Raw genomic sequence first — 26,357 nt, forward strand, 5'->3', positions numbered from 1 at the left:
GCAAAATGCGCCCGGTTCCAAATGGGTGGCCGAAAGGCCGGTGCTGCTGCGGGCCGGGAGGTCGGCCCAAGCCAACTGTTCAGGGGGCGTGTCATCGATACCGGATTGTTGAAAGAGCTGCGCATCGACGGTGCGCATCGCGAGGACCATGACGGCGGCGGGCCGCCGAAATGGATCTGGGGCCTGCTGGCCGCCGTCATCGTGCTGGCCTTGGCAGGTGGTGCAGCCTGGTGGTACTGGGCGGGCAGCAAGCCCATCGCCGTGCAGACCACCAGCGTGCGCGCCAACGGCCAGGGTGCGAACACCGATGCCGTCCTGCAGGCCACGGGTTATGTGACGGCGCGCCGCATGGCGACGGTCTCGGCCCAGATGACCGGCACGCTGACCGAGGTGCTGATCGACGAAGGCTTCAAGGTCAAGAAGGGGCAGGTGCTGGCCCGGCTGGACGACACCGGGCTGAGGGCCGGCCTTGCATCGGCCGAAGCCCAGATCCGCACGGCCGAAGCCAATCTCGGCCAGGTGCGTGCCCAGCTCGCCCAGGCCCAGGCCGACGAGCGCCGCCAGGCCGAGCTGAATGCCAGCGGCATGACGACGCGCCAGTCCCGCGAGCAGTCCGCGACCGCCGTGAAGACCGTGTCCGCCCAGCTGGAAGCAGCGCAGCGTCAGGTCGAGGCCGCCCAGGCCCAGGCCCGCATTGCCCGTGTGAACTTCGACTACGCCACCGTGAAGGCGCCCTTCGACGGCGTCGTCACGGCACGTGCGGCCCAGGTGGGCGAGATCATCTCGCCGCTGTCCGCCGGCGGTGGCTTCACCCGCACGGGCGTGGGCACCATCGTCGACATGGACTCGCTGGAAGTGAATGTGGACGTCAACGAGGCCTACATCGCCCAGGTCAAGGCCGACATGCCCTGCGAGGCCGTGCTCGACGCCTACCCGGACTGGAAGATCCCGGCCCACGTCGTGGCCGTCATCCCGAGCGCCGACCGCGGCAAGGCCACCGTCAAGGTGCGCGTGGCGCTGGAGAAGAAGGACGACCGCGTCGTGCCCGACATGGGCGTGCGCGTGAGCTTCCTGGCGGCCAAGCCCAAGGTCGAGGCCAAGCCGGTAGCCGGCGTGCTGCTGCCGCCCGACGCGGTCGTCGGGCGCGATGGCGCGTCCGTCGTGTTCGTCGTTCACGACAACCGCGCCGAGCAGCGCGCGGTGAAGCTGGGAAGCGATGTCGGCAAGTTCCGGCTCGCCACCGAAGGTGTGAAGGCAGGGGAGACGGTTGTCGTGTCGCCGCCCGCCGAGCTGAAACAGGGTTCAACCGTCTCCAACAAGGAATGAGCATGAGCGCTTTGATCGAGGTCCGCGATCTCTCCAAGGTCTACACCCGCGGCAAGCAGAAGCTTGAGGTGCTGCACCACATCGACCTGGACGTGCAGCAGGGCGACTTCCTCGCGCTGATGGGCCCGTCGGGCTCGGGCAAGACCACGCTGCTCAACCTGATCGGCGGCCTGGACACGCCCAGTGGCGGCGCCATCACGGTGGGCGGCGAGCGCATCGACAAGCTCGGCGGCGCGGCGCTGGCCAAATGGCGTGCGTCCCGGGTCGGCTTCATCTTCCAGTTCTACAACCTGATGCCCACGCTGTCGGCGCAGAAGAATGTCGAGCTGCCGCTGCTGCTGACCAAACTGTCGGCCGGTGAGCGCAAGAAGCGCGCGTCGATTGCGCTGCAGCTGGTGGGCCTGGCCGACCGCGCCTCCCACAAGCCGACCGAGCTGTCGGGCGGCCAGCAGCAGCGCGTGTCCATCGCGCGGGCCATCGTGTCGGACCCGACGCTGCTGGTTTGCGACGAACCCACCGGCGACCTGGACCGGCAATCGGCTGAAGACGTGCTGACGCTGCTGCAGGCGTTGAACCGCGAGCATGGCAAGACCATCGTCATGGTCACCCATGACCCGCGCGCCGCCGCCCGTGCCAGCCACACGCTGCACCTCGACAAGGGCACGCTGGTGACCGCCGCCGAGGCGCTGGCTTAAGGAGCCCGCGATGAAATACCTCCACCTCATCTGGGCAGCACTGTTCCGGCGCAAGCTGCGGACCTTCCTGACCCTGGTGTCCATCGTCACGGCCTTCCTGCTGTTCGGGCTGCTGGACGCGGTGCGCGTCGGCTTCGACCAGGCGGGCAAGAGTGCGAATGGCGCACAGCGGTTGCAGACGGGCGCCAAGATCAGCTTCATCCAGCTGCTGCCCATGTCGCTGACCGCACGCATCTCGCAGATCGACGGCGTGAAGGACGTGGCCTTCGCCAACTGGTTCGGCGGCGCTTATCAAAAGCCCGAGAACCAGGTCTTCAGCTTCGCCGTCTCGCCCAACTACCTCGACATCTATCCCGAGATGGAGGTGTCGGCCGAGCACCGCAAGGCGTTCGCCGAAACCAAGGACGGCGCCCTCGTCGGCGAAGGCCTGGCGAAGAAGTTCGGCTGGAAGGTGGGCGACCAGATCCCGATGCAGTCCACTATCTTCCCGGACAAGAACGGCAGCCAGAACTGGCCGTTCAAGATCGCCGGGATCATCCACGTGGCCGACAAGAAGACCGGCGCCTGGTACGACCAGATGTTCCTGCTGAACTGGAAGTACTTCGACGACACGACGCCCTGGAACCAGGGTCAGGTGGGCTGGTACGTGACGCGCGTGAAGGACGTGAACCAGGCCGACCGCGTGCTCAAGGCCATCGACGAGATCTCGGCCAACTCCGACCATGAGACCCGCACGCTGACCGAGCAGGCCGCGATGTCCAGCTGGATGAGGCAGCTGGCCGACATCAACCTCATCGTCACGTCCATCATGGGCGCCGTGTTCTTCACGCTGCTGCTGCTGGCCGGCAACACCATGATGCAGGCCGTGCGGGAACGCACCGGCGAGATCGCGGTGCTGAAGACGCTGGGCTTCTCGGGCGAGAGCGTGCTGTCCATGGTGCTGGCCGAGTCGGTGCTGCTGCTGCTGATCGGCGGCGTCGTCGGCCTCGGGCTGGCCAGCGTCATCGGGCCCGCCGCGAGCGCGGGCAGTGGGGGTGCGCTGAACCTGCCGGCCGCCGGCCTCAGCAGCTGGGCGATCGGCGTGGGCCTGGCCCTGGTGTTCGGCCTGGCCGTCGGCGCGTTGCCCGCACTGCGCGCGATGCGCGTCAACATCACCGACGCCCTGGCGGGGAGGGCCTGACCATGAAATTCCTGAAGAACCTCGGACTCTTCCTCCTCACGGTCGCGCTGCTGGTCGGTTGGATCTTCCTGCCCTGGTACGGGGCGCTGGCGGCCGCCGTGTTGCTGGCGCTGTGGATGTTCCTGTTCCGCAGCGGTGCGCAGGCTCGCTCGGTCACGGCGGTGGGCATCAGCACGCTGACGCAGCGGCTGGGTTCGTCGGCCGTCATCGTGGTCGGCATCGCCGGCGTGGTGGGTGTGCTGGTGGCCTTGCTGGCCATGGCCGAGGGCTATGCCCAGACGCTGCGCAACTCCGGCAGCCTGGACACGGCCATCGTCATGCGCGGCGCCTCGGCCAACGAGGTTTCGTCCTCGCTGAGCCGCGAGGACATCGTGCAGATCGAGCAGGCGCCCGGCGTGGCCCGCAACGCCAAGGGCGAGCCCATCATCTCGGCCGAAACCGTGGTGGCGGCCAACCTGCCCATCAGGGGCAGCAAGACCGGCGACGCCGGCAGCGCCCAGGTGCGCGGCATCAGCGAGGCCGCCTTCGCCGTGCGCGCCAACGTCAAGATCATCGAGGGCAAGACCTTCCAGCCGGGGCTGCGCGAGATCATCGTCGGCAAGGGGGCGGTGCGGCAGTTCGAGGGGCTCACGGTGGGGTCCAGCCTGAAGCTGGGCAACCAGCCCTGGACCATCGTCGGCATCTTCGCCTCGGGCGACTCGATGGAGTCCGAGCTCTGGGCCGATGCCAACGTCGTCAACGACACCTACAAGCGTGGCAGTGGCCGCAACTCGGCGACGGTCAAGCTGGAGAACCCGGCGGCCATCAAGGCCTTCAGCGCCGCGCTGGAAGGCAACCCGCAGCTCAAGGTCAAGGCCAGCACGACGCTGGAGTTCTTCTCCAAGCAGGGTGAGCAGATGACCAAGATCCTGCGCATCATCGGCATCACGGTCGGCTCCATCATGGCCGTGGGCGCGGTGTTCGGGGCGCTGAACACCATGTTCGCCGCTGTGGCCACGCGGGCCCGCGAGATCGCCACGCTGCGCGCCATCGGCTTCCGTGGCCTGCCGGTCGTTGTGGCCGTGATGCTGGAGACGACGCTGTTGGCGCTCATCGGCGGGCTGATCGGCGGCTTCGTGGCCTGGCTGCTGTTCAACGGTTTCGAGGCCTCCACGATGTCGGCCGGCTCGGTCGGCAAGCTCAGCTTCAACCTGGCCGTGTCGCCTGGGCTGCTGTGGGAAGGCATCAAGTGGGCGCTGGCCATCGGCTTCGTTGGCGGGTTGTTCCCGGCCGTGCGGGCGGCCAGCCTGCCAGTGACGACGGCACTGAGAGAGGCTTGAGGCAGACAAGTTAGGGGGAGGGCGCCGGATTACGCATCCGGCGCATGGCACCTGGCCGTAGGCAGTGGGGTTCGTCCCCACCACCCTCACCAGGAGCCTTCCCATGACTTCTTCGCTACGCACCGCGCTCGCCGCGGCGGCTTTCCTCGTCTGCGCCTCGTCGCAGGCCGTCACGCTGATCGGCCTGAACAGTCAGAACCAGATCAGCCGCATCGACACGACCAACATCGGCGCCGCGGTCAACATGAACATCACCGGCCTGGCCGCCGGTGACCGCCTCGTCGGCATCGACACCCGGCCCAAGGATGGCAAGGTCTACGGCGTCAGCCTGTCCAACCAGCTCTACACGATCGACGAGCTGACCGGCGCGGCCACGCTGGTTGCCGCCTTGAGCGCGCCAGTGATCCAGGCCAACCTCGGCTACGGCATCGACTTCAACCCGGTGGCCGACTTCGGCACCGGTGCGTCGCTGCGCCTGGTCAGTTCGGCCGGCAGCAACTTCGCGATCAATGCCGCCACCGGCGTGGTCGGCAACGCGGCCAACACCATCGCAACCGGCTTCTCGGGCGTGGCCTACACCAACGCCACGTTGATGCCCGTCGCCGCGCCGGCCAGCACCGCGCTGTACTACATCGACAGCAACAACGACACGCTGGCCATGGCGTCCTCGGCCTTCAACACACCCGTCATCACGACGGTGGGCGCACTGGGCGTGGACGTGCTCAAGGCCAACGGCTTCGAGATCCTGGGCAACGGCCAGGCCTACGCGGCCCTGAATGTCGACGCCGGCACCTCGCTGGCCACGGGCATCTACAGCATCAACCTGGGCACGGGCGCAGCCACGCTGGTCGGCACCTACAACGGCACGCTGTCGGGCTTGACCGTCAGTGCCGTTCCGGAGCCGCAGACCTATGCGCTGATGGGCCTGGGCATGCTCGGCCTGGCCGTGCTGCGCCGCCGCCGGGGCTGAGCCCCTCGCCCAGTCTTGCCGCGCTGAACGCAGGCAAGCCTGGTCGGTCCCCCGAGGGGACGGCGATGCGTGCCGGATCGACCGTCACGCATCGCCCGACGGGCCGGCTTGGGAGCGGCCCGGCGCTCGGCCCGAACCATCCTCGCCAAGCTCGGCAAAGCCTAGCTGAACGCTGCCAGCAGACGCTCAAGAGCCACGGTGAAGGGTGTCTGCATCAGCGGCAGCGTGGCCACCATGCCGATCAGGCCGATGCTGACGGTCAGCGGGAAGCCGACCGAGAAGACGCCGATCTGCGGCGCGACGCGCGAAATGACGCCGAGCACGAGGTTGACGAACATCAGCATCGTGATCAGCGGCAGCGCGATCCACAGCCCGATGCTGAAGATCTCGGCGCCCCACTTCTGCGGCGTGGCCGCGCGCAGGAAGGCGAAGGGCTCGCCGCCCACCGGGAAGGCGTGAAAGCTCTGCACCAGTGCATTGATCAGCAGCAGGTGGCCGTTGATGGCAATGAACAGGAAGGCCACCATGCTGCCGAAGAAGCGCGCACTGGCCGTGCCCTGGGCACCGGTGCCGGGGTCGAAGAAGCCGGCGAAGTTCAGGCCCATCTGCAGGCCGATGATTTCACCGGCGAACTCCAGCGCCGCGAACACGATGCGCACGGCGAAACCCATGGACAGGCCGATCAGCAGTTGCTGGGCGATGAGCAGCGTCAGCATCGGCAGGGAGTCCAGCGGCGTGACCGGGATCTCGGGCAGCGAGGGCTGGGCCGCGACGGCGATGAAGAGGGACAGCCCCACGCGCAGGCGCAGGGGGACGTTGCGCTGGCTGAAGGTGGGCATGCCGGCGAACAGCGCCAGCGTGCGGATGAAAGGCCAGAGCAGCGGGTTCAACCACGCCAGCAACTGGGCTTCGGTGACGCTGAACATCGGACTTGGAGCTTCAGCCGACGACGTTCGGAATTGTCATCAACGTCCGCTGGATGTACTCCACCAGCGTCGTCATCATCCAGGGCCCCGCGACGGCCAGCGTCAGCACGGCGCCGATGACCTTGGGCACGAAGGACAGCGTCGCCTCGTTGATCTGCGTGGCCGCCTGGAAGACGCTGACGACGACGCCAACGAGCAGCACGACGATGAGGATGGGCGCTGACACCAGCAGCAGCATGTACAGGCCTTGCTGGCCGAAGGTGAAGACTTGTTGTGCATCCATGGTCAGGTCACAAAGCTAGCGGCCAACGAGCCAAGAAGAAGATTCCACCCATCCGCCAACACGAACAGCATCAGCTTGAAGGGCAGGGCGACGAGCACCGGTGACAACATCATCATCCCCAGGCTCATCAGCACGCTCGCCACGATCATGTCGATGACGAGGAAGGGGATGAAGATCAGGAAGGCGATCTGGAAGGCACTCTTCAGCTCGCTCGTCACGAAGGCCGGCACCAGCACCTTGAAGGGCACGTCCTCGGGCTTGATGCTGCTGTCCAGCTTGGCCAGGCGCGAGAACAGCGCCACGTCGGCCTGGCGGGTTTGCTTGAGCATGAAGCCGCGCATCGGCACTTCGGCGCGCTTCAAGGCCTCGTCGAACTGGATGGCGCCGGTGCTGTAGGGCTGCCAGGCCTGCTCGTAGACCTTGTCCAGCGTCGGGCTCATGACGAAGAAGGTCAGGAACAGCGACAGGCCCACGATGACCTGGTTGGGCGGTGCGGCCTGTGTGCCCAGGGCCTGGCGCATCAGGCTCAGCACGATGGCGATGCGCGTGAAGCCCGTCATCATCAGGATGACGGCGGGCAGGAAGCCCAGCGCCGTGAAGAAGAGCAGGGTCTGGATGGGCACCGAGTAGTTGCCGCTCGCGCCCTGGCCGATCAGCAGCGGCAGCGTGGCCGGTGGTGTCTGGCTCTGCGCGAAGGCAGCGCCTGCAGTCAGCAGCAGGCTGGCACCCAGCAATAACTTAGACCGCATTGCCGCGCTCCTTGCTGAGCAGCTTGGCGAAGCTTGCCGGCGCGACCGGTTCGGCCTGCGGCGGCAGCGTGTGCAGCGTCGTGATGCTTTGCGCCGTGGCACCCAGCACCAGCCAGCGGCGATCCTCGCCCTGGCCCACCTCGACGACGAGCAGGCGCTGGTTGGGCGCCATGGGCAACTGGGCCACGACGCGCAGCACGCCGGCTGCCGCCGCGCCGCCCATGGGCGTGCGCTTGAGCAGCCACAGCGCGACCGGGATCAGCGCGACGATGCCGAGGAACCAGAGGAAGGGGAGCAGGCCGGAAGCATTCATGCCTCGGCATTTTGCGGACCGACTTGAGCAGTCGGTCCCGGTAACTGCGCCGCAAAAGCGGCGTTGTTCAGGCGGCCTTGGACAGGCGGCGCATGCGTTCGGACGGCGTGACGATGTCGGTCAGGCGAATACCGAACTTGTCGTTCACGACGACGACCTCGCCCTGGGCGATCAGGTAGCCGTTGACGAGCACATCCATCGGCTCGCCGGCCAGCGCGTCCAGCTCCACGACCGAGCCCTGCGCGAGTTGCAGGATGTTCTTGATCGGGATGCGGGTGCGGCCCAGTTCCACGGTCAGCTGGACGGGGATGTCCAGGATCATGTTGATGTCGTTGCCCGGCCCCATGCCCGTGGTGGGCGTGAAGTTGGCGAAGCTGGGCGTGGACACCTGCTCCGGTGCCACCTCGGAGACGACTTCGTTGGCAGAAGGGGCAGGCGCAGCCTCGGCCAGGGCCGCAGCCCATTCGGCCGCCATCGCGTCCTGTTCGTCTTGGCTGGGTGAATCAGGGCTCATGTTTGGCTCCCAACCAGCTCTCCTGAGAGCCAGTCAGCATCTTGTCGATCTTCAGGGCGTAACGACCGTTGGACGTGCCGTAGTGGCAGTCGAAGATGGGCACGCCGTCCACCTTGGTCTGGATCATGGGATCGAGGTCCAGCTCGATGAAGTCGCCGGGCTTGAACGCCAGCAACTGCTCGATGGTGGCCGGCGCGGTGCCCAGCTCGGCGACGAGCTCGACCTCGGCGGCCTGGATCTGCGTCTTCAGCAGGTTGATCCAGCGGCGGTCGGGCTCGGTGGAGTCGCCCTGCGTGGTGCTGTAGAGCACGTCGCGGATGGGTTCCAGCGTCGAGTAGGGGATGCAGAAATAGATGGTGCCGCTCGTTTCGCCGATTTCCAGCGTGAACGAGGTGGACACCACGATCTCGCTGGGCGTGGCGATGTTGGCGAACTGGGGCTGCATCTCCGAGCGCTGGTATTCCAGCTCCAGCGGGTAGATGCCTTTCCAGGCCTTGTGGTACTCGGTGAGGATGACCTCGACGATGCGCGTGATGACGCGCTGCTCGGTGGGCGAGAAGTCGCGGCCCTCGATGCGGGCGTGGAACTTGCCGATGCCGCCGAAGAGGGAGTCGATGACGGCGAACACCAGCGTCGGGTCGCAGACGATCAGGCCGCTGCCGCGCAGCGGCTTCACCGACACGATGTTGAAGTTGGTCGGGACGACGATCTCGCGCAGGAAGGCGCTGTACTTCTGCACCTTGATGCCGCCGATGGCGACTTCCGGGCTCTTGCGGATGAAGTTGAACAGGCCGACGCGGATGTTGCGCGCGAACCGCTCGTTGATGATTTCCATCGTGGGCATGCGCCCACGAACGATGCGTTCCTGGCTGGCGAGGTTGTACTCGCGTATGCCGCCGACCTGCTCCTCTTCGGCCTCGAGCTTCTGGCTCTCGCCGGTGATGCCCTGGAGCAGTGCATCGACTTCGTCTTGCGAAAGAATCTGCTGATTCATTTGCGCTTACTGCACGATGAAGTTGGAGAACAGGACTTGCGTCACGGGGTTTTCCACGGCGGCCTTTTTCTTCTTCTTTTTCTTCTTCGGCGCGTCGGCGGACTCTTCTTCTTCCTCGTCGACCTCGATGCCCATCGGCCGCACCGACTCGCGCATGATTTCCTTGGCGAGCCGGTCCTTGCCCTCGCGGGTCAGCAGCTCACCGGCGGTCTTGTGCGACAGCACCATCAGCACGTTGCTGCGGATGGCGGGCATGTAGGCCTTGATCTGGTCTGCGAACTTCGGGTCTTCGACCTGCAGCGTCACGCCGATCTGGGCGAAACGGTCCACGTCCTTGTCGGCCAGGTTGACCGTGAAGGGGTCCAGTGGCACGAAGGTGGGCGGGTGGTCGCTCTTGGCGTGAGCCTTGGCTTTGGGCGCCTCCACGGCTTCGGCACCGTCCTCGCCTTCCTCGGCCACGGGCTTCTTCTTGAGCAGCAGGAAGGCCGCGCCCCCACCCACCAGCACGAGCACGAGCACGGCGGCCAGGATGATGATCAGCTTCTTGCTGCCGCCCTTGGGCGCGGCGGGTTCAGCAGCCGGCGCAGTCGCCATGAAAACTCCTTGAGAGGTCCTTTGCCCAAGCCCGTCACTGCGGGCCATGGGACACATTGCGCCTGATTATTGACCCGGCATACGCCGGGCAAACCTCGATTAGCTCAAGCGGGGCGGGGCTATTCCCGCTTCAGCTTCAGGCAAATGTGTCGAGCAGGCCCACAGCGCGGCGTACGTTGGCCGCCGCGGCGCTGGCGCTACCTACGCGGCCACCTCGGGTGTTGTCGGCGCGCGAGCTGCGGCTGTCGGTGTTGCCGGCCTCGGCGTCGCCGCCCTTGCCATCCCGCGACGATTGCTGGAAGACACCGCCGCCCGATAGCGTCAGCCCCTGGCCCTGCAGTGCGGCCGCCAGATCGGGCAGGCTCTGCTCCAGCGCCAGGCGGGTCTCGGCCTGGGCCGCATGGAAGGAAACCTGAGCCTGCGAACCGTCGATGACGATCTGCACGGCCACCGGGCCCATCTCGGCCGGGTTCAGTTGCAGCTCGGCCGACTGCACGCCGTCCACGGCCAGCAGGCTGACGCTGGCCGCCAGTTCGGGCCCGAAGGCGTTGCTCTGCAGCGCGGCATGCACCTGGCTGGTGGCGGTCACGGGCGCGGCGTCGGCCGTTGCGGTGGCCGAGGGCAGGGCTTGGGCCAGCACGGCGGCAAAGCTCGGCGCGATGGCATCGGGTGCTGCTGCAGCGCGCGGGCTGGCATCGCCGGGCGCGGAGGTTGTGGCTTGCAGCGCGTCGCTGCTGGCGCTGCGTGCAGCCGCGGCCTTGTCGGCGGCGAGCTCGATGCCCTTGACTCGTGGAGCGTCCGAGGCGCGCACGGGTGCTTCGGCGGGGCGGCGTTCGGTGGTCGATGCGGGGGCGGATTCGGTGTTGCTGCTGCGGGGCGCCGAATCGTTGGCGTCTTCGTCCACCACTCGGCCGGGGCGGGCCGCATGCGCGGTCCCGGCGCCCGTGACGGCAGGCGTGGCGTCTGCGGCCGCCTCGGCATTGGATGCGACGGTCAAGCCTGTCGCCACGGCCTGCACTGGCACAGCCTGCGGCGTCGGCACGGTCAGGCCGATGAGTTGCGTGAACTCGTTCAGGCCCGAGGTCTCCGGGGCCTGGGCGATGTCGGTGGTGCCATCGGTCGTCTCGCTGTCGGCATCACAGGCCTTGGCGTCGTCGGCCGGCTTGGCCGAAGCGGCAGCCGCTTCGGGCGCGCGGCCAGCGGCGGGCGCGGCCGGCTTGGCGGGCGCGGCGTTGCCTTCCTTGCGGCGAACCGGCGACGTGTTCGCCGCGGGTGCCGGTGCCGCCGTCGCTTCGTTGGCCGAGTCGGGCGCGACCGGCACGGGTTCGGCGTGGGCGGGCGGTGGCGGCAGCAGGTCGGGCTGATCGCTCAGGAACTGGGCAAAGCTGGGGCCCGTTGGCGCACCCGACGTGGGCATGGCGGGTTGGGCGGCGGGCGGCAGGGCGGCCGGCTTGGGTGAGACGTAATGGGCGCTGCTGAGCATGGTGGCGGACCTCCTCAGGCGTGGGCCGCGCGGCGCAGATGCGCGCGGGCGGCAAATTCGTCCGTGGCGCGCTGCTCGCGCCGCTGGTCGGTCTTGGCCGCTTCGGCGTGGCGGCGTGCGATCAGTTGGCGCAGGGCTGCAACGCGCAGTTCGGCCTGGCGCAGCGCCTCGCGGGCGCGGACCTGGCGCTGGTCGGCGTGGCTGGCGACATGGCTTTGCGTGTCGACGGCCTGGTTCAGGCGCTGGCCGAAGCTCTGGTAGCAGGCCACGATGTCCATCGTCGTGGCCTGGGCGAAGCTCTGTGTCCAGCGCTGCTGGTAGTCCTGGCGGTAGCCGGACAGTTCGCCATGCTGGGCTCGGGCGGCCTGGGCTTGGGCGCTGGCGGCGTGCAGGGCCTGGGCGGCCGTGTCACGTTCGCCTTCGGCGCGTTCCAGCAGCAGGCTCAGGGTGTCGGTCGCGGTTGCACTCATTCAAAAACTCCAGCGCAGCGTCAATGACGCTCAGTCGATATCGGCGCGCCCAACCGGAGGTTTAGGCGCCCTGGACCACAGCCTGCAATTGGCTGACGCTGGCGTGAAGAAGTGCCGGGCTGTGCATGTCTTGCTGCAGCAGCCGCGTCATGTCGGCATGCAGGCGCACGGCCAGGTCCAGCTCCAGGTCCGCCCCGGGGGCGTAGGCGCCGAGCTGGATCAGGTCGCGGGCCTTGTTGTATTTCGCCAGAAGTTGGCGGAACCGACGCGCGGAATCGACCTGGTTTTGGGGTGCAACACTGGTCATCACCCGGGAAACGGAGCGCTCGATGTCGATGGCCGGGTAGTGGCCGGCCTCGGCGAGGTCGCGGGAGAGCACGATGTGGCCGTCCAGGATGCCTCGCGCCGCGTCGGCGATCGGGTCCTGCGGGTCGTCGCCCTCGGTCAGCACCGTGTAGAAGGCGGTGATGGAGCCTTCGCCCGGCAGCCCGTTGCCGCTGCGCTCCACCAGCTGCGGCAGCTTGGCGAAGCAGCTCGGCGGATAGCCCTTGGTGGCCGGCGGCTCGCCGATGGCCAGGGCAATTTCGCGCTGGGCCATCGCGTAGCGCGTCAACGAGTCCATCAGCAGCAGCACGTGCCGCCCCTGGTCGCGGAAGTGTTCGGCGATCGCCGTGGCGTAATGCGCGCCCTGCATGCGCATCAGCGGCGGGGAGTCGGCGGGTGCGGCGACGACGACGCTGCGCTTGCGGCCCTCGTCCCCGAGGATGTCCTCGATGAATTCCTTCACCTCGCGCCCGCGTTCGCCGATCAGGCCGACGACGATGACATCGGCCTGGGTGTAGCGCGCCATCATGCCCAGCAGCACCGACTTGCCGACACCGGTGCCGGCGAACAGCCCGAGGCGCTGGCCGCGGCCAACAGTGAGCAGCGCATTGATGGCGCGCACGCCGGTGTCCAGCGGCGTGCGTACCGGGTCGCGGTCCATCGCGTTGATGGGGCGGCGCACCATGGGTTCGTTGTGGATGTCGCTCAGCTCGCCGCCGCGGTCCAGCGGGTGGCCATGCGGGTCGACAACGCGGCCGAGCAGGCCGTCGCCCATCGGCAGGTGCAGGCCGCGGTCCTCGCCGCGGCGCCAGGGGTGCAGTGGCTGGCCCAGCTGGGGCGCCAGCGGTGGCAGGTTGCGGGGCACGACGCTGGCACCGCTGGACAGGCCCTGCACCTCGTCGGTGGGCATCAGGTAGGCACGGTCGCCGGAGAAGCCCACGACTTCGGCGTTGACGGGTGCCGAGCCGCGGCGCGGGTTGTTGCCGCTGCTGGGCATCTGGATGCGGCAGACCGAGCCCATCGGCACCTTGATGCCGGTGGCCTCCAGCACGAGGCCGGCCACGCGCACCAGCTTGCCGTGGGATTCCAGCGGCGCGGTGTTGACCGCCAGCGTTTCCAGATCGGCCAGGTAGCGCTGCCAGCGCTCCGTGCGGGCGGAAGTCATTCGTCGTCTTCCTGGCGGCGGTCTTCCCAGATCGACTGCTGGCCGATGGCGGAGACGGCATGCTGCCAGCGGGTTGCAATCGTCGCGTCGACGCTGGCGATGTCGGCATCGACCCTGACGCCACCGCGCGGCACCTCGGCATCGGGGATGAGCTGGGCCTCGCGGGCTTGCAGCTCGCTGCCGGCGCCGTCACGCACCAGCGGGAAATCGTCGGGGTGCACGCGCACGCGCACGTGGCGGGCCGAGAGCTGCAGCGCCTCGACGGCGTCGTGGGCCACGCGGGCGATCAGCTCGGGGCGCTGCTCCAGCTCGCTGCGCACGACCTGGCGCGCCAGCTCGACGGCGATGCGGGCAACGGACGCGGCCATGTCGTCCTCCAGCGCGCGCATCTCGGTATCGAAACCGTTGACGAGCATGCCGAGCTGCTTGCTCATCTGCTGCGCAAAGCTCTGCTTGAAGGCGTCCAGCGCGGCCATGCCGTCGCGGTAGCCGTCCTGGTAGCCGCTCTGGCGGGCGGCGTGCAGTTGCTCGTGCTGGCTGGGTTCAGGCGGCGGGGGCGGCTCCACGGGGGCCGCAGCAGCAGGCGCGGCCGCCGGGGCGCCCGGGCGCATCGGCGCGAAGGGCGAGGGCGCGCTATTGCCCAGGTTGTCGAGGTTCCAGGCCTTGGCGCCCTGCAGTTCTTCGCCCGGGATGAAGCGCGCGTAGTTGCCGCGGCGGTCGGTCTCGCGACGGTCGGGCGGCGGCACTTGTCGCGGAGGTGGACGGGTGGCCATATCGCCTAGACGAATTGGTCGTCACCACCACCGGCGAGGACGATCTGGCCCTCGTCGACAAGGCGGCGCACGATCTTGAGCATTTCCTTCTGCTCGGCCTCCACTTCCGACAGCCGCACCGGGCCGCGGCTTTCGAGGTCTTCGCGCAGCGTTTCGGCGGCGCGGGTGGACATGTTGCGGAAGACCTTCTCGCGCAGGTCGGTGCTGGCGCCCTTGAGCGCAACGACGAGGCTCTCGCTCTGCACTTCCTTGAGCACGGCCTGGATGCCCTTGTCGTCGATCTTGTTCACGTCGTCGAACGTGAACATGTTGTCCATGATCTTCTGCGCGAGGTCGGAGTCGGCCTCGCGGATGTAGTCCAGCACCGAGGCCTCCACGCTGGAGCCCATCATGTTGATGATTTCGGCGGCCGTCTTGGCGCCGCCCAGCGAGCTCTTCTTCATGCGCTCGCCGCCGGCCAGGATCTGGCTCATCACTTCGTTGAGGTCTTTCAGCGCCGTCGGTTGGATGCCGTCCAGCGTGGCGATGCGGATCAGCACTTCGTTGCGGCCGCGCTCGGTGAACATCTTCAGCACCGAGCTGGTCTGGTCGAAGTCCAGGTGGGCCAGGATGGCCGCAATGATCTGCGGATGCTCGTTGCGCAGCAGCTCGGCCACGCTGGCGGCGTCCATCCACTTCAGGCTCTCGATGGAGGAAACGTCACTGCCTTGCAGGATGCGGTCCAGCAGCAGGTTGGCCTTGTCTTCGCCGAGGGCCTTGCGCAGCACGGCGCGCACGTATTCATCGGTGTCGGTGACAAGGGTGCTCTGGGTCTCGGCGACAGCGTCGAACTTGTCGAGCACGGTCTCGACCTGGGCGCGCTTGATGACCTTGAGCTTGGCAATGGTCTCGCCCAGCGCCTGCACTTCCTTGGGCGACAGATGCTTGAAGACCTCGCTGGCTTCTTCTTCGCCCAGCGACATCAACAGGATTGCGGCGTTCTCTATGCCTTTGTCGTCCATGGTTCAGCTCTGAATCACGCGGCGGTCTCGCCGGCCATCCAGTCGCGCATGATGTTGGCGACTGCCACTGGATTGTCGCGGGCCAGGGCGCGGGCCCGCTCGAGTTTTTCGTTGTGCAGCGGTGCCTCGAGGCGCGGGATGCCGTCGGCGCCCGGCAGCAGCTCGGCGTCGTCGACCACCTCGTCAACCGTCTCCGGCTTGTCCTCGGGCGGCAGCGGTGCGGCGGCCTTGATGGCGGGGCGGATCATGCCGAAGACGGCGATCAGCGCGATGGCTACGAAGGCCAGGGGCACGATGGCGCTGCGGGCGATGTCCAGCAGCCAGGGCTGCTTCCAGATCGGCACACTGGCCGGCTCGGTCTTGTCGACGATGAACGGCGCGCTGATGACCTTGACCGAGTCACCGCGGTCGGCGCTGAAGCCCATGGCTTCCTTGACGAGGTCGGTCAGGCGCGCGACCTCTTCGGCCGGCACCGGCTGGGTGGTCGTCTTGCCCTTGGCGTCGGTCACCGAGCGGTGGTTGACGACGATGGCCGCGTTCAAGCGCTTGACGTTGCCCACGGCGCCGCGGGTGACGCGCACGGTCTTGTCGAGTTCGTAGTTGGTGACCTGCTCGCGGCGGCTGTTGTTGGCGCCGCCACTGCCCTGGGTGGCCTGCAGCGGTGCGCTGGCGCCGTTGATGGGCGCCGTGGCCGGCACGGGCGGCTGGTTGCTGGCCGCGCCCGGCACGCCGGTGGGCGTGGCGGCGTTGGCGTTGTTGGACTCGTTGCTCTGGCTGGAGCGCACCGAGGCGGTCGCGTTCGGGCCCTGGTTGGGGCGGTATTCCTCGGCGGTAGCCTCGGTCTGCGAGAAGTCCACGTCGGCGGTGACGGTGGAGCGCAGGTTGTCGCGGCCCACCACGGGCTCCAGCAGGTCGAAGATGCGCTTGTTGTAGCCGGCTTCGATCTGCTGCTTGTATTGCAGCTGCTGGCTGTCCAGGCCACTGGCGGCGTCGGCGCCGGTCTGGGAGAGCAGGGCGCCGGTCTGGTCCAGCACGCTGACGGCCTTGGGGTTCAGCTCGGGCACGCTGCTGGAAACGAGGTGGACGATGCCTGCGATCTGGCTGCGGTCCAGCGTGCGGCCGCCGCGCAGCGTCAGCATCACGCTGGCGCTGGGCTTTTGCTGCTCGCGGAAGAAGCCGTTCTGCTGCGGCATGGCCAGGTGCACGCGCGCATCGGCCACATCGGCCAGGGCGGTGATGGTGCGGGTCAGCTCGCCCTCCAGCCCGCGCTGGAAGTTCAGGCGTTCGTTGAACTGGGTCTGGCCGATGCTGGACTTGTCCATCAGCTCGAAGCCGACCGCATTGCCGGTGCCACCCTTGGGCAAGCCCAGGGCAGCCAGCTTCATGCGCAGCTCATAAACCTGGCCCGCGGGCACGAGGATGGTGCCGCCGGCCTCATGCTTGTAGGGCACCTGCAGGGCCGCCAGCTGGCCGATGACGGCGCCGCCGTCCTTGTCGGCCAGGCCGCTGAACAGCGGGCGGTAGTCGCCCTGGGACGACCACAGCGTGATGGCCAGCACGGCACCGGCCAGGGCGGCCAGGCCGGCACCCATGGTCAGCTTGCTGCGCAGCGGCAGGCCGCCCAGGCGCTGAACGAAGTTGGGCTGTGCGTCGACCGGCGAGATCATCACCGGGGCGGCAGCAGCAGAGGCGCTCAGGGCGTTGTCCATCGAAGGGGGCGAGTACGGCAGGGGACCGGAAGGCGGGACGCCAATTGGTCGATGGCGCAAATTATTTGTGCCGGGCCCCCTCAAGAAAGCGCCGAAGTGGCCGACGCGGGCAGCTCATCTCGATGCTTCGCGCTTGTGACTTGCTGCCAAAGTCCTGTCCCATGGACATGAAGCTTCGCCCCTTCGACTTTGCACAGGCCGCCGCTCGCGCTGGCCTGGCGGTGAACGGCACGCCCCTGTCCGCGAAACCCGGTGCCACGGCCGCCACGGCGGGTGCCAGTTTCGGCGACGCGATGACGCAGGCGCTCAAGGGCGTCAGCGCCCAGCAGAACGAGGCCGCCCGGCTGCAGCGCGAGGTTCAGCTGGACAACCCGACCGTCAGCCTCGAAGAGACCATGGTCTCGATGCAGAAGGCGCAGATCGGTTTCCAGGCGACGCTGCAGGTGCGCAACCGCCTCGTTTCCGCCTACTCGGAAATCATGAACATGCAGATCTGAGCCCCGGGCTCGGACCTGCTCAGCAGCTTTCGTTCTTGCGCGCGTCGCTGCCGCAGATCTGCGGCCTGCCCAGCGGGTTGAGGTCGATGCGCAGTTGCTGGTTGTTGTCGTTGGAGATGCCGATGCGCGTCCAGTCCAGCGCCCGGCCCATGCCGCCCTGGAAGGTAACGCTCTGGCCGGATTGCAGCAGCGTGCCCTTGTGGTCGTGTGAGTCCATGCCGCCGAGTTCGCAGCGCGGCACGCCGGTGACGCAGCTGCAAGGCGCCTTGCGGCTCAGGCCCCAGCACCACTGCGCGCCGCTGTTGAAACTGACGTAGATGTTGCGACCCTCGTCGACGCTGAGCGTGCGGGCGCGGCGCAGGTCCAGCTCCAGCAGGCCGGCCACATGGCGCAGGCGCTGGCGAGCCAGGTAGTTGGCATAGCTCGGCACGGCCGCAGCCAGGATGATGGCCAGCACGGCCATCACGAACGCGACCTCGATCAGCGTGAAGCCTCGGTTGCTGCCCGCCCTCATGGATCCAACTTCAGCAGGCGGCGGCGCTTTTGCGTCTGGTCGACGTAGACCTGCAGCGAGCGGGCGGCATTGGCATCGAGCTCCACGAAGGAGCAGCCCAGCTGCTGCATGCCGCTGGCGTCGCCGCTGATGGGGCTGACGTGGTGCGGCATCAGCGCGATGCGCAGCGCGCTGATGCGGTCCAGCTCGAGCATCAGGCCTTCGGTGACCTGCCCGGGGGGCAGGGCGGGGAAATCGGGCGGCAGGGCCAGGGCCAGGCCGCCGATGCTGACGTCCAGCACGCGCAGCGCGCGCCCGGGCTGGGCTGCGCCAGGCAGGATGACGCGCGGATAGGCGCTGCCCGCGGGCTGCACACGGTAAGACTGGCGGCGCTGGAAGCGGTACAGCCGCGTGGGCAGCGTGCCGCGCAGTACCGTGCCCTGTTCGCCGCTGACGAGGACGGCGGCTTCGAGTTCGAACTGCAGCTTGATGGGGCCGAGATAGGCGACCGCGGTGATCTCGCCTTCGGCCACGAGGGCCTGGCTGATGCCGTCGGGGTCGGTGCCGATTTCCAGGCCGATGAGGTCGGCGTCGGCGTCGAGGGCGACGATTCGGCTGGTGAGGCTGCGACCCTGCGGGCCGCTCAGCAGCACGCCGGCGTTTTCACGCTGCAACTGCTGCAGATAGGCCGTGATCTCGGCCGTGGAGGCAACTCGCAGTTCCGCGGTGGTGGCTTCAGGGGCGGTCATGCCGCGATGGTAGTCGTCTTGCAATTGCGGGCCGAGCGCCGGGCCGCTCCCAAGCCGGCCCGTTGTGGAGGTGCTTGCTGCTCAAAGCAGCAAGCACCTCCGTCCCCTCGGGGGACCGACCGGGCACGCCCGCGTTCAGCGTGGCGAGACCGGGCGAGGGGCTCCTCAATGGACCATTCGGCTGTTGCCCTTCAACACATGGTCGAGGTCCTCGAGCCAGGGCTCGGCGAGATGGCGGATCTCGGCGTCGTTGAGCAGGATGCGCTGCATGATGCGCGTCTTCAGCTGCGATTCGTTGGCAGCCAGCTGGCTCTGGTTGGCGGCAGACTTGAGTTGCGAGATCAGCAGCACGCAAGCGCCTTCGAGCTTGACGACTTCGTCCCAGTTGCCCGTGCGGGCTGCGGAGAGCATGTCGGCGCTGGCTTGCTCGATGGCTTCGTAGTAGTTCAGCAGTTCGGAGTTCATGTCGGAAGGCACCGGCTAAGTCTTTGAAGGGGCGGCTCAGGCCGCTCGGGCGGCGTCGCTGCCGAGGGCGGCCGGCGTCTGGGCGATGGCACCCCAGGCCTCGCGCACCGGTGTCAGCAGGCGCTGGCACTCTTCGATGGCGGCGAGGTCGCTGTGCAGATTGGCCTGGGTCAGGCGCATGCAGACGTAGCCATAAAGTTCACGCAGATCGACGGCAAGCTGGCCGGCGGACAGGTCCAGCCCGGCCCGCAGGCCCTCGTCGAGGATGCGAACGGCACGCGACAGCGCCCGGTTCTTCAGTTCCACGTTGCGGGCAGGGATTGCCTGCGTGGCCTGGTTCATCGCGTCGAACACGCCGTCGAACAGCATGGCGACGAGGCGATGGGGGCTGGCAGCCTGCACATCGGTCTCCAGGCCTACTTTGGCGTAGAGGGTGGCGCGCTGGTTGCGGGCTGCAAAAGGGGAGGACATGTTGCCGTACATGGTGTGTCGGAGGTTGCCGTCGTCGTGTTGACTGTTTTTCGGCCTTCCCCGGGTGGACTTGAGCCGGCCTTCGCCGGAACTTGTCGTGAACTGTGCTGCTATTCCGCCCGCTTGAAAAGACGAGCACCTATCGCGGCATGGCTGCCGACCGCGGGCCACAAAGAACAACGGCGACCCTGGGGTCGCCGTTCGAGTGCGCCGAGCGTGCCGGCCTTACGACGACTTGTTCAGCAAGGCCATTTGCTGGGTGACGTACGCAGACAGCCCGTTGAGCTTGCTCATCTGGGTATCCAGCGCCGAATAGCGGGCGCGCAGCCGCGCTTCGGTCTGGCTGGAGTGGTCCTCGAGCTGGTCCTGGCGCTTGTTGTTGTTGTCGATCTGCTTCTGGATGCCACTCTGGCGGCTCGACAGCCGGCCGTCGGTGCTGAGCGCCCCGTCGACGTAGCTGCGGATGCGCTGCGCGAAGCCGTCGTTGCTGCTGTTGGTGCCATCCAGGCCCATGAAGAGCTTCTTCAGGCTGTCCAGGTCACCGAGCGCGGTGTTGAGCTTGGCGTCCGAGGTCTTGATGTTGCCGTCACTGCCGGGCTCCAGGCCAACTTCCGCCAGGCGGCCGATGCTGCCGGCCAGCGAGGTTGACCCGCCGATGATGCTGCGCAGCTGGCCCTGCAGGCCCACGGCGGTGGCATCAGCCTGCAGTACGCCGGCCGTCTTGCTGCCGGAGTCGTACTTGGTCTGTTCGCGCAGCAGCGCGTTGACGGCGTTGTAGGCGGTCGTGAAGTCGCTGATGACTTTCTTGATCGCGTCCTTGTCCTGGCCGACGGACACGCTGGCCGGGATGGTGGTCGTCTTCAGCAGCGTGATGTTGAGGCCGTCGATGGCCTCCTTCAGCGTGTTGGACTCGGAGCTGATTTCGATGCCGTTGATCAGCGCGCGGGCGTTCTGGGCCGGCAGCGTCTGGATCAGCGAGCTGACGCCCACGCGCGGGTCGTAGCCCAGGTCGGCCAGGCCGCCGCCAGCGTCGATGCGAAAGCCATTGGTCTCGCCGGTGGCGGTGGAGCGCAGCGTCAGGCGCGAGCCGGTGGCGTCGTTGACGATGGAGGCCGTGACGCCGGCATTCGACGAATTGATCGCGTCGCGGATGCCGGCCAGCGTGTCCTGGCCGTCGCCGATGTTGATGGTGACGGGCGTGCCGCCGGCCTTGTCGGTGAAGGTGGCGGCGCCGTTGGCGTCGGTGCCCCAGGCGCCGAGGGTGATGGTCAGGCTGCCCTGGCCGACGGTGGTCGTCGAGCTGGCGTAAGGCGTGCCGCTGACCAGGGTCTGGGCGCTGGCCAACTGGTTGACCTGGACGGACACGCTGCCGATGGCGGCGCCGGTGCCGGCGCTGACTGCCACCGACGATGTGTCGCTGGAGGTGGCCTGTGTGCCGCCCCAGGTGGCGGGCGACGTCAGCTTGGCAGCCGCGTCACGCAGGGTCGACAGCGTGCTTTGCACCTTGCCGAAGGCCGACAGTTCGGTCTTCAGGCCTTCCGTGCGCTGGGCCAGCTGGGTGATGGGGGTTCGTTCGGCAGCGACGAGTTTGCTCACCAGCGACTCGATGTCGAGGCCGCTGCCGATTCCGGCGGAGCTAATGGTTGCCATGCTGCTTCAGAAGTGAAAAAGGCCGATATGCCAGAGCGATATCGACCAGGGTGTACCGGAACTTTAGGCCCGGAACAAACTTTTTTAGCGTTGCAGCAGCGACAGCACCTGCTGAGGCAGCTGGTTGGCCTGGGCAACCATCGCGTTGCCAGCCTGTTGCAGGATCTGTGCCCGGCTCATGTTGGCCGTTTCCTGCGCAAAGTCGGCATCCATGATGCGACTGCGGGCGGAGGTCTGGTTCTCGACGGCCACCTGCAGGTTGGAAATCACCGCGTCGAAGCGCGACTGGATGGCGCCGTAGGTGGCCCGGGTGTTGTTGACCAGGTCCAGCGCCGAGTCGATGCCGTCGATGACGGTACCCAGCGCGGCGAAGTCGGCCGTGTTGTCGATCAGGGCCGGGAAGGGAACGGCGCCAGTGCCCAGCAGGTTGGTGATTGCTGAGGCGGTTGCCGCATCGGTGAGGTCCAGCGCCGTGATCGTGATGGAGTCGTTGGTGGTGGTGTTGGCACCGATCTGGAAGGTCTGGCCCGTGCCGGCCGCCACGCCTGCCGTGTCGGCGAGGATGGGTTTGCTGTTGAAGGTGGTCGCATTGATGATGCGCCAGATTTCCGAGCCCAGCTGCTCGAATTCCTTGTTCAGCGAGTCCTTGTCGGAGTTGCTGTTGGTCGCATTGCGGGCCTGAACGGTCAGTTCACGCATTCGCTGCAGGTTGTCGCCGATCTTGCCCAGCGCGCCTTCAGCGGTCTGCGCCAGCGAAATGCCGTCGTTGGCATTTCGGATCGCGACATTCATGCCGCGGACCTGCGTGTTCATCCGCTCGGCAATGGCCAGGCCCGCCGCGTCGTCCTTGGCGGAATTCACCCGCAAGCCGGACGACAAGCGCTGCATCGACACCGCGAGAGAACTCTGCGAGGCGTTGAGGTTGCGCTGAGCGTTCAGCGAGTTGATGTTTGTGTTGATGGTTTGTGGCATCGCGCACTCCTGGATTCGGTCGCCGAGCCGGCCTACAAATGCCAGACTCGATGAACCGAATTCTGAGGATGCGCGCTGCCGCCGAAAGCCCGATCAACGGGCCAAACCACGGCTATTCAAAAGCTCGGCGCCTCTGCCCGCCAGGGCGCGGCGCCGGGCGCTGCGGAGGTTTAGCTGCGCAGCAGAGCCAGCACCTGCTGGGGCAACTGGTTGGCCTGGGCCACCATGGTGTTGCCAGCCTGCTGCAGGATCTGGGCGCGGCTCAGGTTGGCGGTTTCCTGGGCGAAGTCGGCGTCCATGATGCGGCTGCGGGAGGCGCTCTGGTTCTCGACGGCGACCTGCAGGTTCGAGATGACGGCGTCGAAGCGGTTCTGCGAGGCGCCGAGCGTGGCGCGCTCGCCGTTGACCTTGTCCAGGGCCGAATCGATGTTGGTGATGACCGTGTCGATCGTGGCGCCCACGGCCGTGTTGTCGATCACGGCGCGGCCGGTGCCGAGGTTGTCCGTGCCGGCAACCGTCGTGATGTTCGGATCGATCGTCATGTCCGTCGTGACGATGTCGATGCGGTCGTTGCCGGTCGTGTTGGCGCCGACCTGGAAGGTCTGGGTGCCCGCAGCGGCGGTGGCCAGCACGGCCTTGCCGTTGAAGGTGGTGCCGCCCAGCACGCGCTGGATTTCCTTGGCCAGCTCGCCGAACTCCTTGTCCAGCGAGTCCTTGTCGGCGTTGGTGTTGGTGGCGTTGCGGGCCTGCACCGCCAGTTCACGCATGCGCTGCAGCGCGTCGCCCACCTTGGACAGCGCGCCTTCAGCCGTTTGCGCCAGCGAGATGCCGTCGTTGGCGTTGCGGATGGCGACTTGAGAGCCGCGCACCTGGGCATTCATGCGCTCTGCAATGGCGAGGCCGGCGGCGTCGTCCTTGGCCGAGTTGACACGCAGGCCCGAGGACAGGCGCTGCATGGAGACGGCCAGGGACGACTGCGACATCGCCGTGTTGCGTTGAGCGTTCAGCGAAGCGATGTTGGTGTTGATGATTTGAGACATAACTCAATCCTTTCGTTGACGATAAGTCCGGTGCGAAGCCGGTCAAAAGCGGTTGCAACATGGCCGCCCCACATGGGGTGGCCGCGTCCGCGTCCTGCCCGTGCGCCCCATGGCGCTGGTCGGGCCGGCTGACCGGACCACGTAGTCCTCGAATGAATCGCGAACCCGTTGGACTGGTTATCGTCGACTGATGGATTGACTTGAATCCTTTTGCACTTCGCTCCGAAAAACGCCACCCGCGGCGGCGGGCGGGCGTCAAGGGGCTTGTGCTGGTGGGGTGAGGATTTCTGTCTTCGTGACGGACAGTTCACTCAGGGCCAGCGGTGCTGGCCCGGCGTCATCGAAGCAAGGAGAGAACTTGCGACGGGATCTGGTTCGCCTGCGCGATCATCGCGTTGCCAGCTTGCTGGAGGATGCTGGCGCGAGACAGGTTGGCCGTTTCTTGCGCGAAGTCGGCATCGGTGATGCGGCTCTTGGCAGCGCTCTGGTTCTCGACCGAGATCTGCAGGTTGGAGATCACGGCGTCGAAGCGGTTTTGCGAGGCACCCAGGGTGGCGCGCTGGCTGTTGACCGTGTCCAGGGCGGTGTCGATGGCGGTGATGACGGTGTCGATCGTGGCGCCAACGGCGGTGTTGTCGATGACGGCGCGGCCCGTACCGGCGTTGTCGGTGCCAGCGACGGCGATGACGGACGCGTCGGTCGTCATGTTGGTCGTGGTGACGTCGATGCGGTCATTGGTCGTGGTGTTGGCGCCAACCTGGAAGGTCTGCACGCCCGACGCACCGGCCAGGACAGCGCGGCCGTTGAAGGTCGTACCGCCCAGCACGCGCTGGATTTCCTTGGCGAGTTCGCCGAATTCCTTGTCCAGCGAGTCCTTGTCGGCGTTGGTGTTGGTCGCGTTGCGAGCCTGCACCGACAGTTCACGCATGCGCTGCAGGGAGTCGCCCACCTTGGCCAGCGCGCCTTCAGCCGTCTGCGACAGCGAGATGCCGTCGTTGGCGTTGCGGATGGCGACGTTGGAGCCACGCACCTGAGCGTTGAGACGCTCGGAGATGGCGAGGCCGGCGGCGTCGTCCTTGGCGGAGTTGACACGCAGGCCCGAGGACAGGCGTTGCAGCGACGTGGCCAGGGAGGCCTGCGCGGTGGACGTGTTGCGCTGCGCGTTCAGCGACAGCAGATTGGTGTTGATGACCGAGGCCATGATGTTGCTTCCTTTTGCTAGATATACCGGCAAGCCGCCGGACGAAGACTCGAGTGCCCGGGTTTGGCACCCGTGCTATCCGCTCCGGCGCGCCTTTCAACGCACCTTTGCGGCGACGCCCGACGCCAGTCAACCTCTGAAGCTGTGTCGCCACCCGAGGGTGATGTCACAACACTTCGGCCTTCTAGCCGGACCACGAAGCTGAAATCAGCCCCGTTGCAATGGCTATCGGTGTGACGCTGAAGTTTCTTTAGCCACATTTGTCAAGGCCGTGATCTTTTGAATAAAAGCAGTTGCAGGTGCCTGTTCGTTGGATCGACCGGCGGCGCACGAAGCGGGTTCGAAAAGCGCGGCTTTTCAGGAGATCGACCGGGGGCGCGCTTCCTAAAGTGCGATTCATCCCGGCCGAACCCCTTGCGCCGGACTGGAGCCCCGCCATGCGCGCCTCGTCGACCACCGCCACGACAGCCCGACCCAAAAACGCCCACCGTCCCGTCATCGTGCCGGCGAACGACCCGGCGATGCTGCTGGCGCGTGCCCGCAATGAAGCCTTCGCGCAAGCCTCCAAAGGCAACCTCGGTGGCGGCCTGGGCGTGCTGTACGACGCCTTGCAGGGCGAGCCGATGAGCCACGACCTGATGTCCGACATGGCGGCGCTGCTGCTGGCGGCTGGCAAGCTGGAGCACGCGGCGGGCTATGCCGAGCGCGCTCTGCAGGCGCATTCCCTGCACGGTCCCAGCCTTTACACACTGGCGTTCGCGCTGTCGGGCCAAGGCCAGGTGGACCGCGCCATCGGCGTGCTGACGGAGTTGCAGTCAGGCGCCGGCCGCGACAGCCTGCAGTCGGAGGCGCCGGAGCTGGTGCCCGTGGCAATGATCGAGCTGGAGCGCCTGAAACGAGAGCGCAAGGGCTGATTCCGCGACGTTTTTCACACCCCGAGGCCCCGGCCAGCGCAAGCTGCCGGGGCCTCAGCATTTGGGCCCGACGCGCTTGTAGGAATTTGGCTGACAAGGCCTTCCTCCCAGGGTGACGCTGCGTACCGACGCAGCCTGATATCGCCGAAGAAGGCCGGTCAACACAATCCGTTTCACTGATCTGCAACACCCCCTCACCTCTGAAACGGAAGCTGCCATGAACACCGAACAAATGCTCGCCGAGATTCGTGAAGCCAATCTGTCCTACCTGATGCTGGCCCAGAGCCTGATTCGCGCCGACCGCGAGCAAGCCCTGTATCGCCTGGGCATCAGCGAAGACACGGCCACGCTGATCGGCACGCTGAGCCCGGCCCAGATCATGAAGATCGCTTCCGGCAACACGCTGCTGTGCGCCTTCCGCATGAGCGACGACCTGGTGTGGGGCCTGCTGACCAATCACAGCAAGCCGGGAGCGAACGAATCGGTCTCGCGTCTGCATGCCTCGATCCTGATGGCCGGCCGCCACGAGCACGCCTGATCTAGAACCGCCTTAACTGATTCCGGAGCCACACCATGCGCGTCAAGAGCATCCTCACCGAAGCCAAGCAGATCGACCGTGCCGTCCAGCTGATCCATCTCGGTGCCCGCCTGCAGGTGCTGGAATCGGAAACCGACCTGTCCTACGAGCGCCTGCTGCGCCTCTATAAAGAAGTGAGCGGCAAGTCGCCGTCGAAGGGCCAGCTCCCGTTCTCGACCGACTGGTTCATGACCTGGCAGCCCAATATCCACGCCAGCCTCTTCCTGAACATCCACGAGTACCTGAACAAGGCCGCGGCACTGGACGAGATCGACACCGTCATCAAGGCCTACCAGCTCTACCAGGAGCAGACGACGGCCCAGGGCCTGGAAGCCATGCTGTCGGTCACTCGCGCCTGGCGCCTGGTGAAGTTTGTCGACAACGGCATGCTGACGCTGACCAAGTGCTCCAAGTGCAATGGCCAGTTCGTGACCCACCCGCACGAGACGGCCCGCCACTTCGTCTGCGGCCTGTGCAACCCGCCCGCACGTGCCGGCAAGGGCCGCGCCCAGGGCTCCATCCAGATGCACTGATTGGAAG

The 26,357-nt window shown here is 67.0% G+C and carries 30 protein-coding genes; 9 read left to right on the forward strand and 21 right to left on the reverse strand.

The window, feature by feature from the left end; translation table 11 throughout:
- Positions 1-105: 105 nt before the first annotated feature.
- The 5 genes from AC07V5_RS11910 to AC07V5_RS11930 all read left to right on the forward strand — a co-directional run bounded on the left by AC07V5_RS11910 (position 106) and on the right by AC07V5_RS11930 (position 5,490).
- Entirely contained in the window at positions 106-1,326 is a 1,221-nt protein-coding gene (locus tag AC07V5_RS11910) for an efflux RND transporter periplasmic adaptor subunit (RefSeq protein WP_495115887.1), read from the forward strand.
- A complete protein-coding gene (locus tag AC07V5_RS11915; protein ID WP_495115888.1) occupies positions 1,323-2,021 on the forward strand; it encodes an ABC transporter ATP-binding protein in 699 nt (232 codons plus the stop codon). The genes AC07V5_RS11910 and AC07V5_RS11915 overlap by 4 nt, the downstream gene beginning before the upstream one ends.
- A 10-nt stretch (positions 2,022-2,031) precedes the next feature.
- Positions 2,032-3,201 (forward strand): ABC transporter permease, encoded by a 1,170-nt coding sequence (locus AC07V5_RS11920; protein WP_495115889.1) that lies wholly within the window; start codon positions 2,032-2,034, stop codon positions 3,199-3,201.
- 2 nt (positions 3,202-3,203) lie between these two features.
- Positions 3,204-4,520 carry an ABC transporter permease gene (locus AC07V5_RS11925; RefSeq protein ID WP_495115890.1) on the forward strand — a complete coding sequence of 439 codons (1,317 nt, stop codon included), beginning with the start codon at positions 3,204-3,206 and terminating at the stop codon, positions 4,518-4,520.
- A 103-nt stretch (positions 4,521-4,623) separates the two neighbouring features.
- A complete protein-coding gene (locus AC07V5_RS11930) occupies positions 4,624-5,490 on the forward strand; it encodes a DUF4394 domain-containing protein (protein WP_495115891.1) in 867 nt (288 codons plus the stop codon).
- A 161-nt stretch (positions 5,491-5,651) separates the two neighbouring features.
- Here the strand turns inward: AC07V5_RS11930 and fliR are convergent, their stop codons facing one another.
- From fliR to fliF, 13 genes are all read right to left on the reverse strand, one after another.
- Positions 5,652-6,416 (reverse strand): flagellar biosynthetic protein FliR, encoded by a 765-nt coding sequence (fliR, locus tag AC07V5_RS11935; RefSeq protein ID WP_495115892.1) that lies wholly within the window; start codon positions 6,414-6,416, stop codon positions 5,652-5,654.
- A 13-nt stretch (positions 6,417-6,429) separates the two neighbouring features.
- A complete protein-coding gene (gene fliQ / locus AC07V5_RS11940) occupies positions 6,430-6,699 on the reverse strand; it encodes a flagellar biosynthesis protein FliQ (RefSeq protein WP_495115893.1) in 270 nt (89 codons plus the stop codon).
- 2 nt (positions 6,700-6,701) lie between these two features.
- Positions 6,702-7,448: a flagellar type III secretion system pore protein FliP gene (gene fliP, locus AC07V5_RS11945; RefSeq protein ID WP_495115894.1), complete on the reverse strand. Its 747-nt coding sequence runs from the start codon at positions 7,446-7,448 to the stop codon at positions 6,702-6,704.
- The gene (locus AC07V5_RS11950) at positions 7,438-7,761 is read right to left on the reverse strand and encodes a FliO/MopB family protein (protein ID WP_495115895.1); all 324 of its coding nucleotides are present in this window, start codon (positions 7,759-7,761) and stop codon (positions 7,438-7,440) included. The genes fliP and AC07V5_RS11950 overlap by 11 nt, the downstream gene beginning before the upstream one ends.
- A gap of 67 nt (positions 7,762-7,828) precedes the next feature.
- Positions 7,829-8,275, reverse strand: a complete 447-nt coding sequence (fliN, locus tag AC07V5_RS11955) for a flagellar motor switch protein FliN (RefSeq protein ID WP_495115896.1) — start codon at positions 8,273-8,275, stop codon at positions 7,829-7,831.
- On the reverse strand, positions 8,265-9,269 hold the full coding sequence (gene fliM / locus AC07V5_RS11960) for a flagellar motor switch protein FliM (protein WP_495115897.1): 1,005 nt from the start codon (positions 9,267-9,269) through the stop codon (positions 8,265-8,267). Before fliM ends, fliN begins: the two co-directional genes overlap by 11 nt.
- A gap of 6 nt (positions 9,270-9,275) precedes the next feature.
- Positions 9,276-9,863, reverse strand: a complete 588-nt coding sequence (locus tag AC07V5_RS11965) for a flagellar basal body-associated FliL family protein (protein ID WP_495115898.1) — start codon at positions 9,861-9,863, stop codon at positions 9,276-9,278.
- A gap of 136 nt (positions 9,864-9,999) precedes the next feature.
- Positions 10,000-11,346, reverse strand: a complete 1,347-nt coding sequence (locus AC07V5_RS11970; RefSeq protein WP_495115899.1) for a flagellar hook-length control protein FliK — start codon at positions 11,344-11,346, stop codon at positions 10,000-10,002.
- A 14-nt stretch (positions 11,347-11,360) separates the two neighbouring features.
- Positions 11,361-11,816, reverse strand: a complete 456-nt coding sequence (fliJ, locus tag AC07V5_RS11975) for a flagellar export protein FliJ (RefSeq protein ID WP_495115900.1) — start codon at positions 11,814-11,816, stop codon at positions 11,361-11,363.
- Between the two features lie 61 nt (positions 11,817-11,877).
- A complete protein-coding gene (gene fliI, locus AC07V5_RS11980) occupies positions 11,878-13,305 on the reverse strand; it encodes a flagellar protein export ATPase FliI (RefSeq protein ID WP_495115901.1) in 1,428 nt (475 codons plus the stop codon).
- Entirely contained in the window at positions 13,302-14,051 is a 750-nt protein-coding gene (locus AC07V5_RS11985) for a FliH/SctL family protein (protein WP_495115902.1), read from the reverse strand. The genes fliI and AC07V5_RS11985 overlap by 4 nt, the downstream gene beginning before the upstream one ends.
- Before the next feature lie 32 nt (positions 14,052-14,083).
- A complete protein-coding gene (fliG, locus tag AC07V5_RS11990; protein ID WP_495115903.1) occupies positions 14,084-15,079 on the reverse strand; it encodes a flagellar motor switch protein FliG in 996 nt (331 codons plus the stop codon).
- A gap of 14 nt (positions 15,080-15,093) precedes the next feature.
- Complete coding sequence (gene fliF, locus AC07V5_RS11995; RefSeq protein ID WP_495115904.1) at positions 15,094-16,788, reverse strand: flagellar basal-body MS-ring/collar protein FliF; 1,695 nt, start codon at positions 16,786-16,788, stop codon at positions 15,094-15,096.
- A 161-nt stretch (positions 16,789-16,949) separates the two neighbouring features.
- On the opposite strand from fliF, the gene fliE reads away from it, so the two are divergent.
- Positions 16,950-17,285 carry a flagellar hook-basal body complex protein FliE gene (gene fliE, locus AC07V5_RS12000; protein ID WP_495115905.1) on the forward strand — a complete coding sequence of 112 codons (336 nt, stop codon included), beginning with the start codon at positions 16,950-16,952 and terminating at the stop codon, positions 17,283-17,285.
- 19 nt (positions 17,286-17,304) lie between these two features.
- Here the strand turns inward: fliE and AC07V5_RS12005 are convergent, their stop codons facing one another.
- The 8 genes from AC07V5_RS12005 to AC07V5_RS12040 form a co-directional block, all read right to left on the reverse strand.
- Complete coding sequence (locus AC07V5_RS12005; RefSeq protein ID WP_495115906.1) at positions 17,305-17,799, reverse strand: pilus assembly FimT family protein; 495 nt, start codon at positions 17,797-17,799, stop codon at positions 17,305-17,307.
- On the reverse strand, positions 17,796-18,527 hold the full coding sequence (locus AC07V5_RS12010) for a flagellar brake protein (protein ID WP_495115907.1): 732 nt from the start codon (positions 18,525-18,527) through the stop codon (positions 17,796-17,798). Before AC07V5_RS12010 ends, AC07V5_RS12005 begins: the two co-directional genes overlap by 4 nt.
- 165 nt (positions 18,528-18,692) lie before the next feature.
- On the reverse strand, positions 18,693-18,992 hold the full coding sequence (locus AC07V5_RS12015; protein WP_495115908.1) for a flagellar protein FliT: 300 nt from the start codon (positions 18,990-18,992) through the stop codon (positions 18,693-18,695).
- Positions 18,993-19,028: 36 nt separating this feature from the next.
- Positions 19,029-19,463 (reverse strand): flagellar export chaperone FliS, encoded by a 435-nt coding sequence (gene fliS / locus AC07V5_RS12020; protein WP_495115909.1) that lies wholly within the window; start codon positions 19,461-19,463, stop codon positions 19,029-19,031.
- A 225-nt stretch (positions 19,464-19,688) separates the two neighbouring features.
- Positions 19,689-21,113: a flagellar filament capping protein FliD gene (gene fliD / locus AC07V5_RS12025; RefSeq protein WP_495115910.1), complete on the reverse strand. Its 1,425-nt coding sequence runs from the start codon at positions 21,111-21,113 to the stop codon at positions 19,689-19,691.
- Positions 21,114-21,197: 84 nt separating this feature from the next.
- Positions 21,198-22,085: a flagellin N-terminal helical domain-containing protein gene (locus AC07V5_RS12030; protein WP_495115911.1), complete on the reverse strand. Its 888-nt coding sequence runs from the start codon at positions 22,083-22,085 to the stop codon at positions 21,198-21,200.
- A gap of 170 nt (positions 22,086-22,255) precedes the next feature.
- Positions 22,256-23,125 carry a flagellin N-terminal helical domain-containing protein gene (locus AC07V5_RS12035; protein ID WP_495115912.1) on the reverse strand — a complete coding sequence of 290 codons (870 nt, stop codon included), beginning with the start codon at positions 23,123-23,125 and terminating at the stop codon, positions 22,256-22,258.
- 337 nt (positions 23,126-23,462) lie between these two features.
- On the reverse strand, positions 23,463-24,326 hold the full coding sequence (locus AC07V5_RS12040; protein ID WP_495115913.1) for a flagellin N-terminal helical domain-containing protein: 864 nt from the start codon (positions 24,324-24,326) through the stop codon (positions 23,463-23,465).
- A gap of 437 nt (positions 24,327-24,763) precedes the next feature.
- Here AC07V5_RS12040 and AC07V5_RS12045 point away from each other — a divergent pair, with 437 nt between their 5' ends.
- From AC07V5_RS12045 to flhC, 3 genes are all read left to right on the forward strand, one after another.
- Complete coding sequence (locus AC07V5_RS12045) at positions 24,764-25,240, forward strand: hypothetical protein (RefSeq protein ID WP_495115914.1); 477 nt, start codon at positions 24,764-24,766, stop codon at positions 25,238-25,240.
- Positions 25,241-25,457: 217 nt separating this feature from the next.
- Entirely contained in the window at positions 25,458-25,778 is a 321-nt protein-coding gene (gene flhD, locus AC07V5_RS12050; protein ID WP_056877410.1) for a flagellar transcriptional regulator FlhD, read from the forward strand.
- A 35-nt stretch (positions 25,779-25,813) separates the two neighbouring features.
- Positions 25,814-26,350 (forward strand): flagellar transcriptional regulator FlhC, encoded by a 537-nt coding sequence (flhC, locus tag AC07V5_RS12055; protein WP_119043339.1) that lies wholly within the window; start codon positions 25,814-25,816, stop codon positions 26,348-26,350.
- Positions 26,351-26,357 lie beyond the last annotated feature (7 nt).

The organism is Roseateles sp. GW821-FHT02E12, from assembly GCF_059421665.1.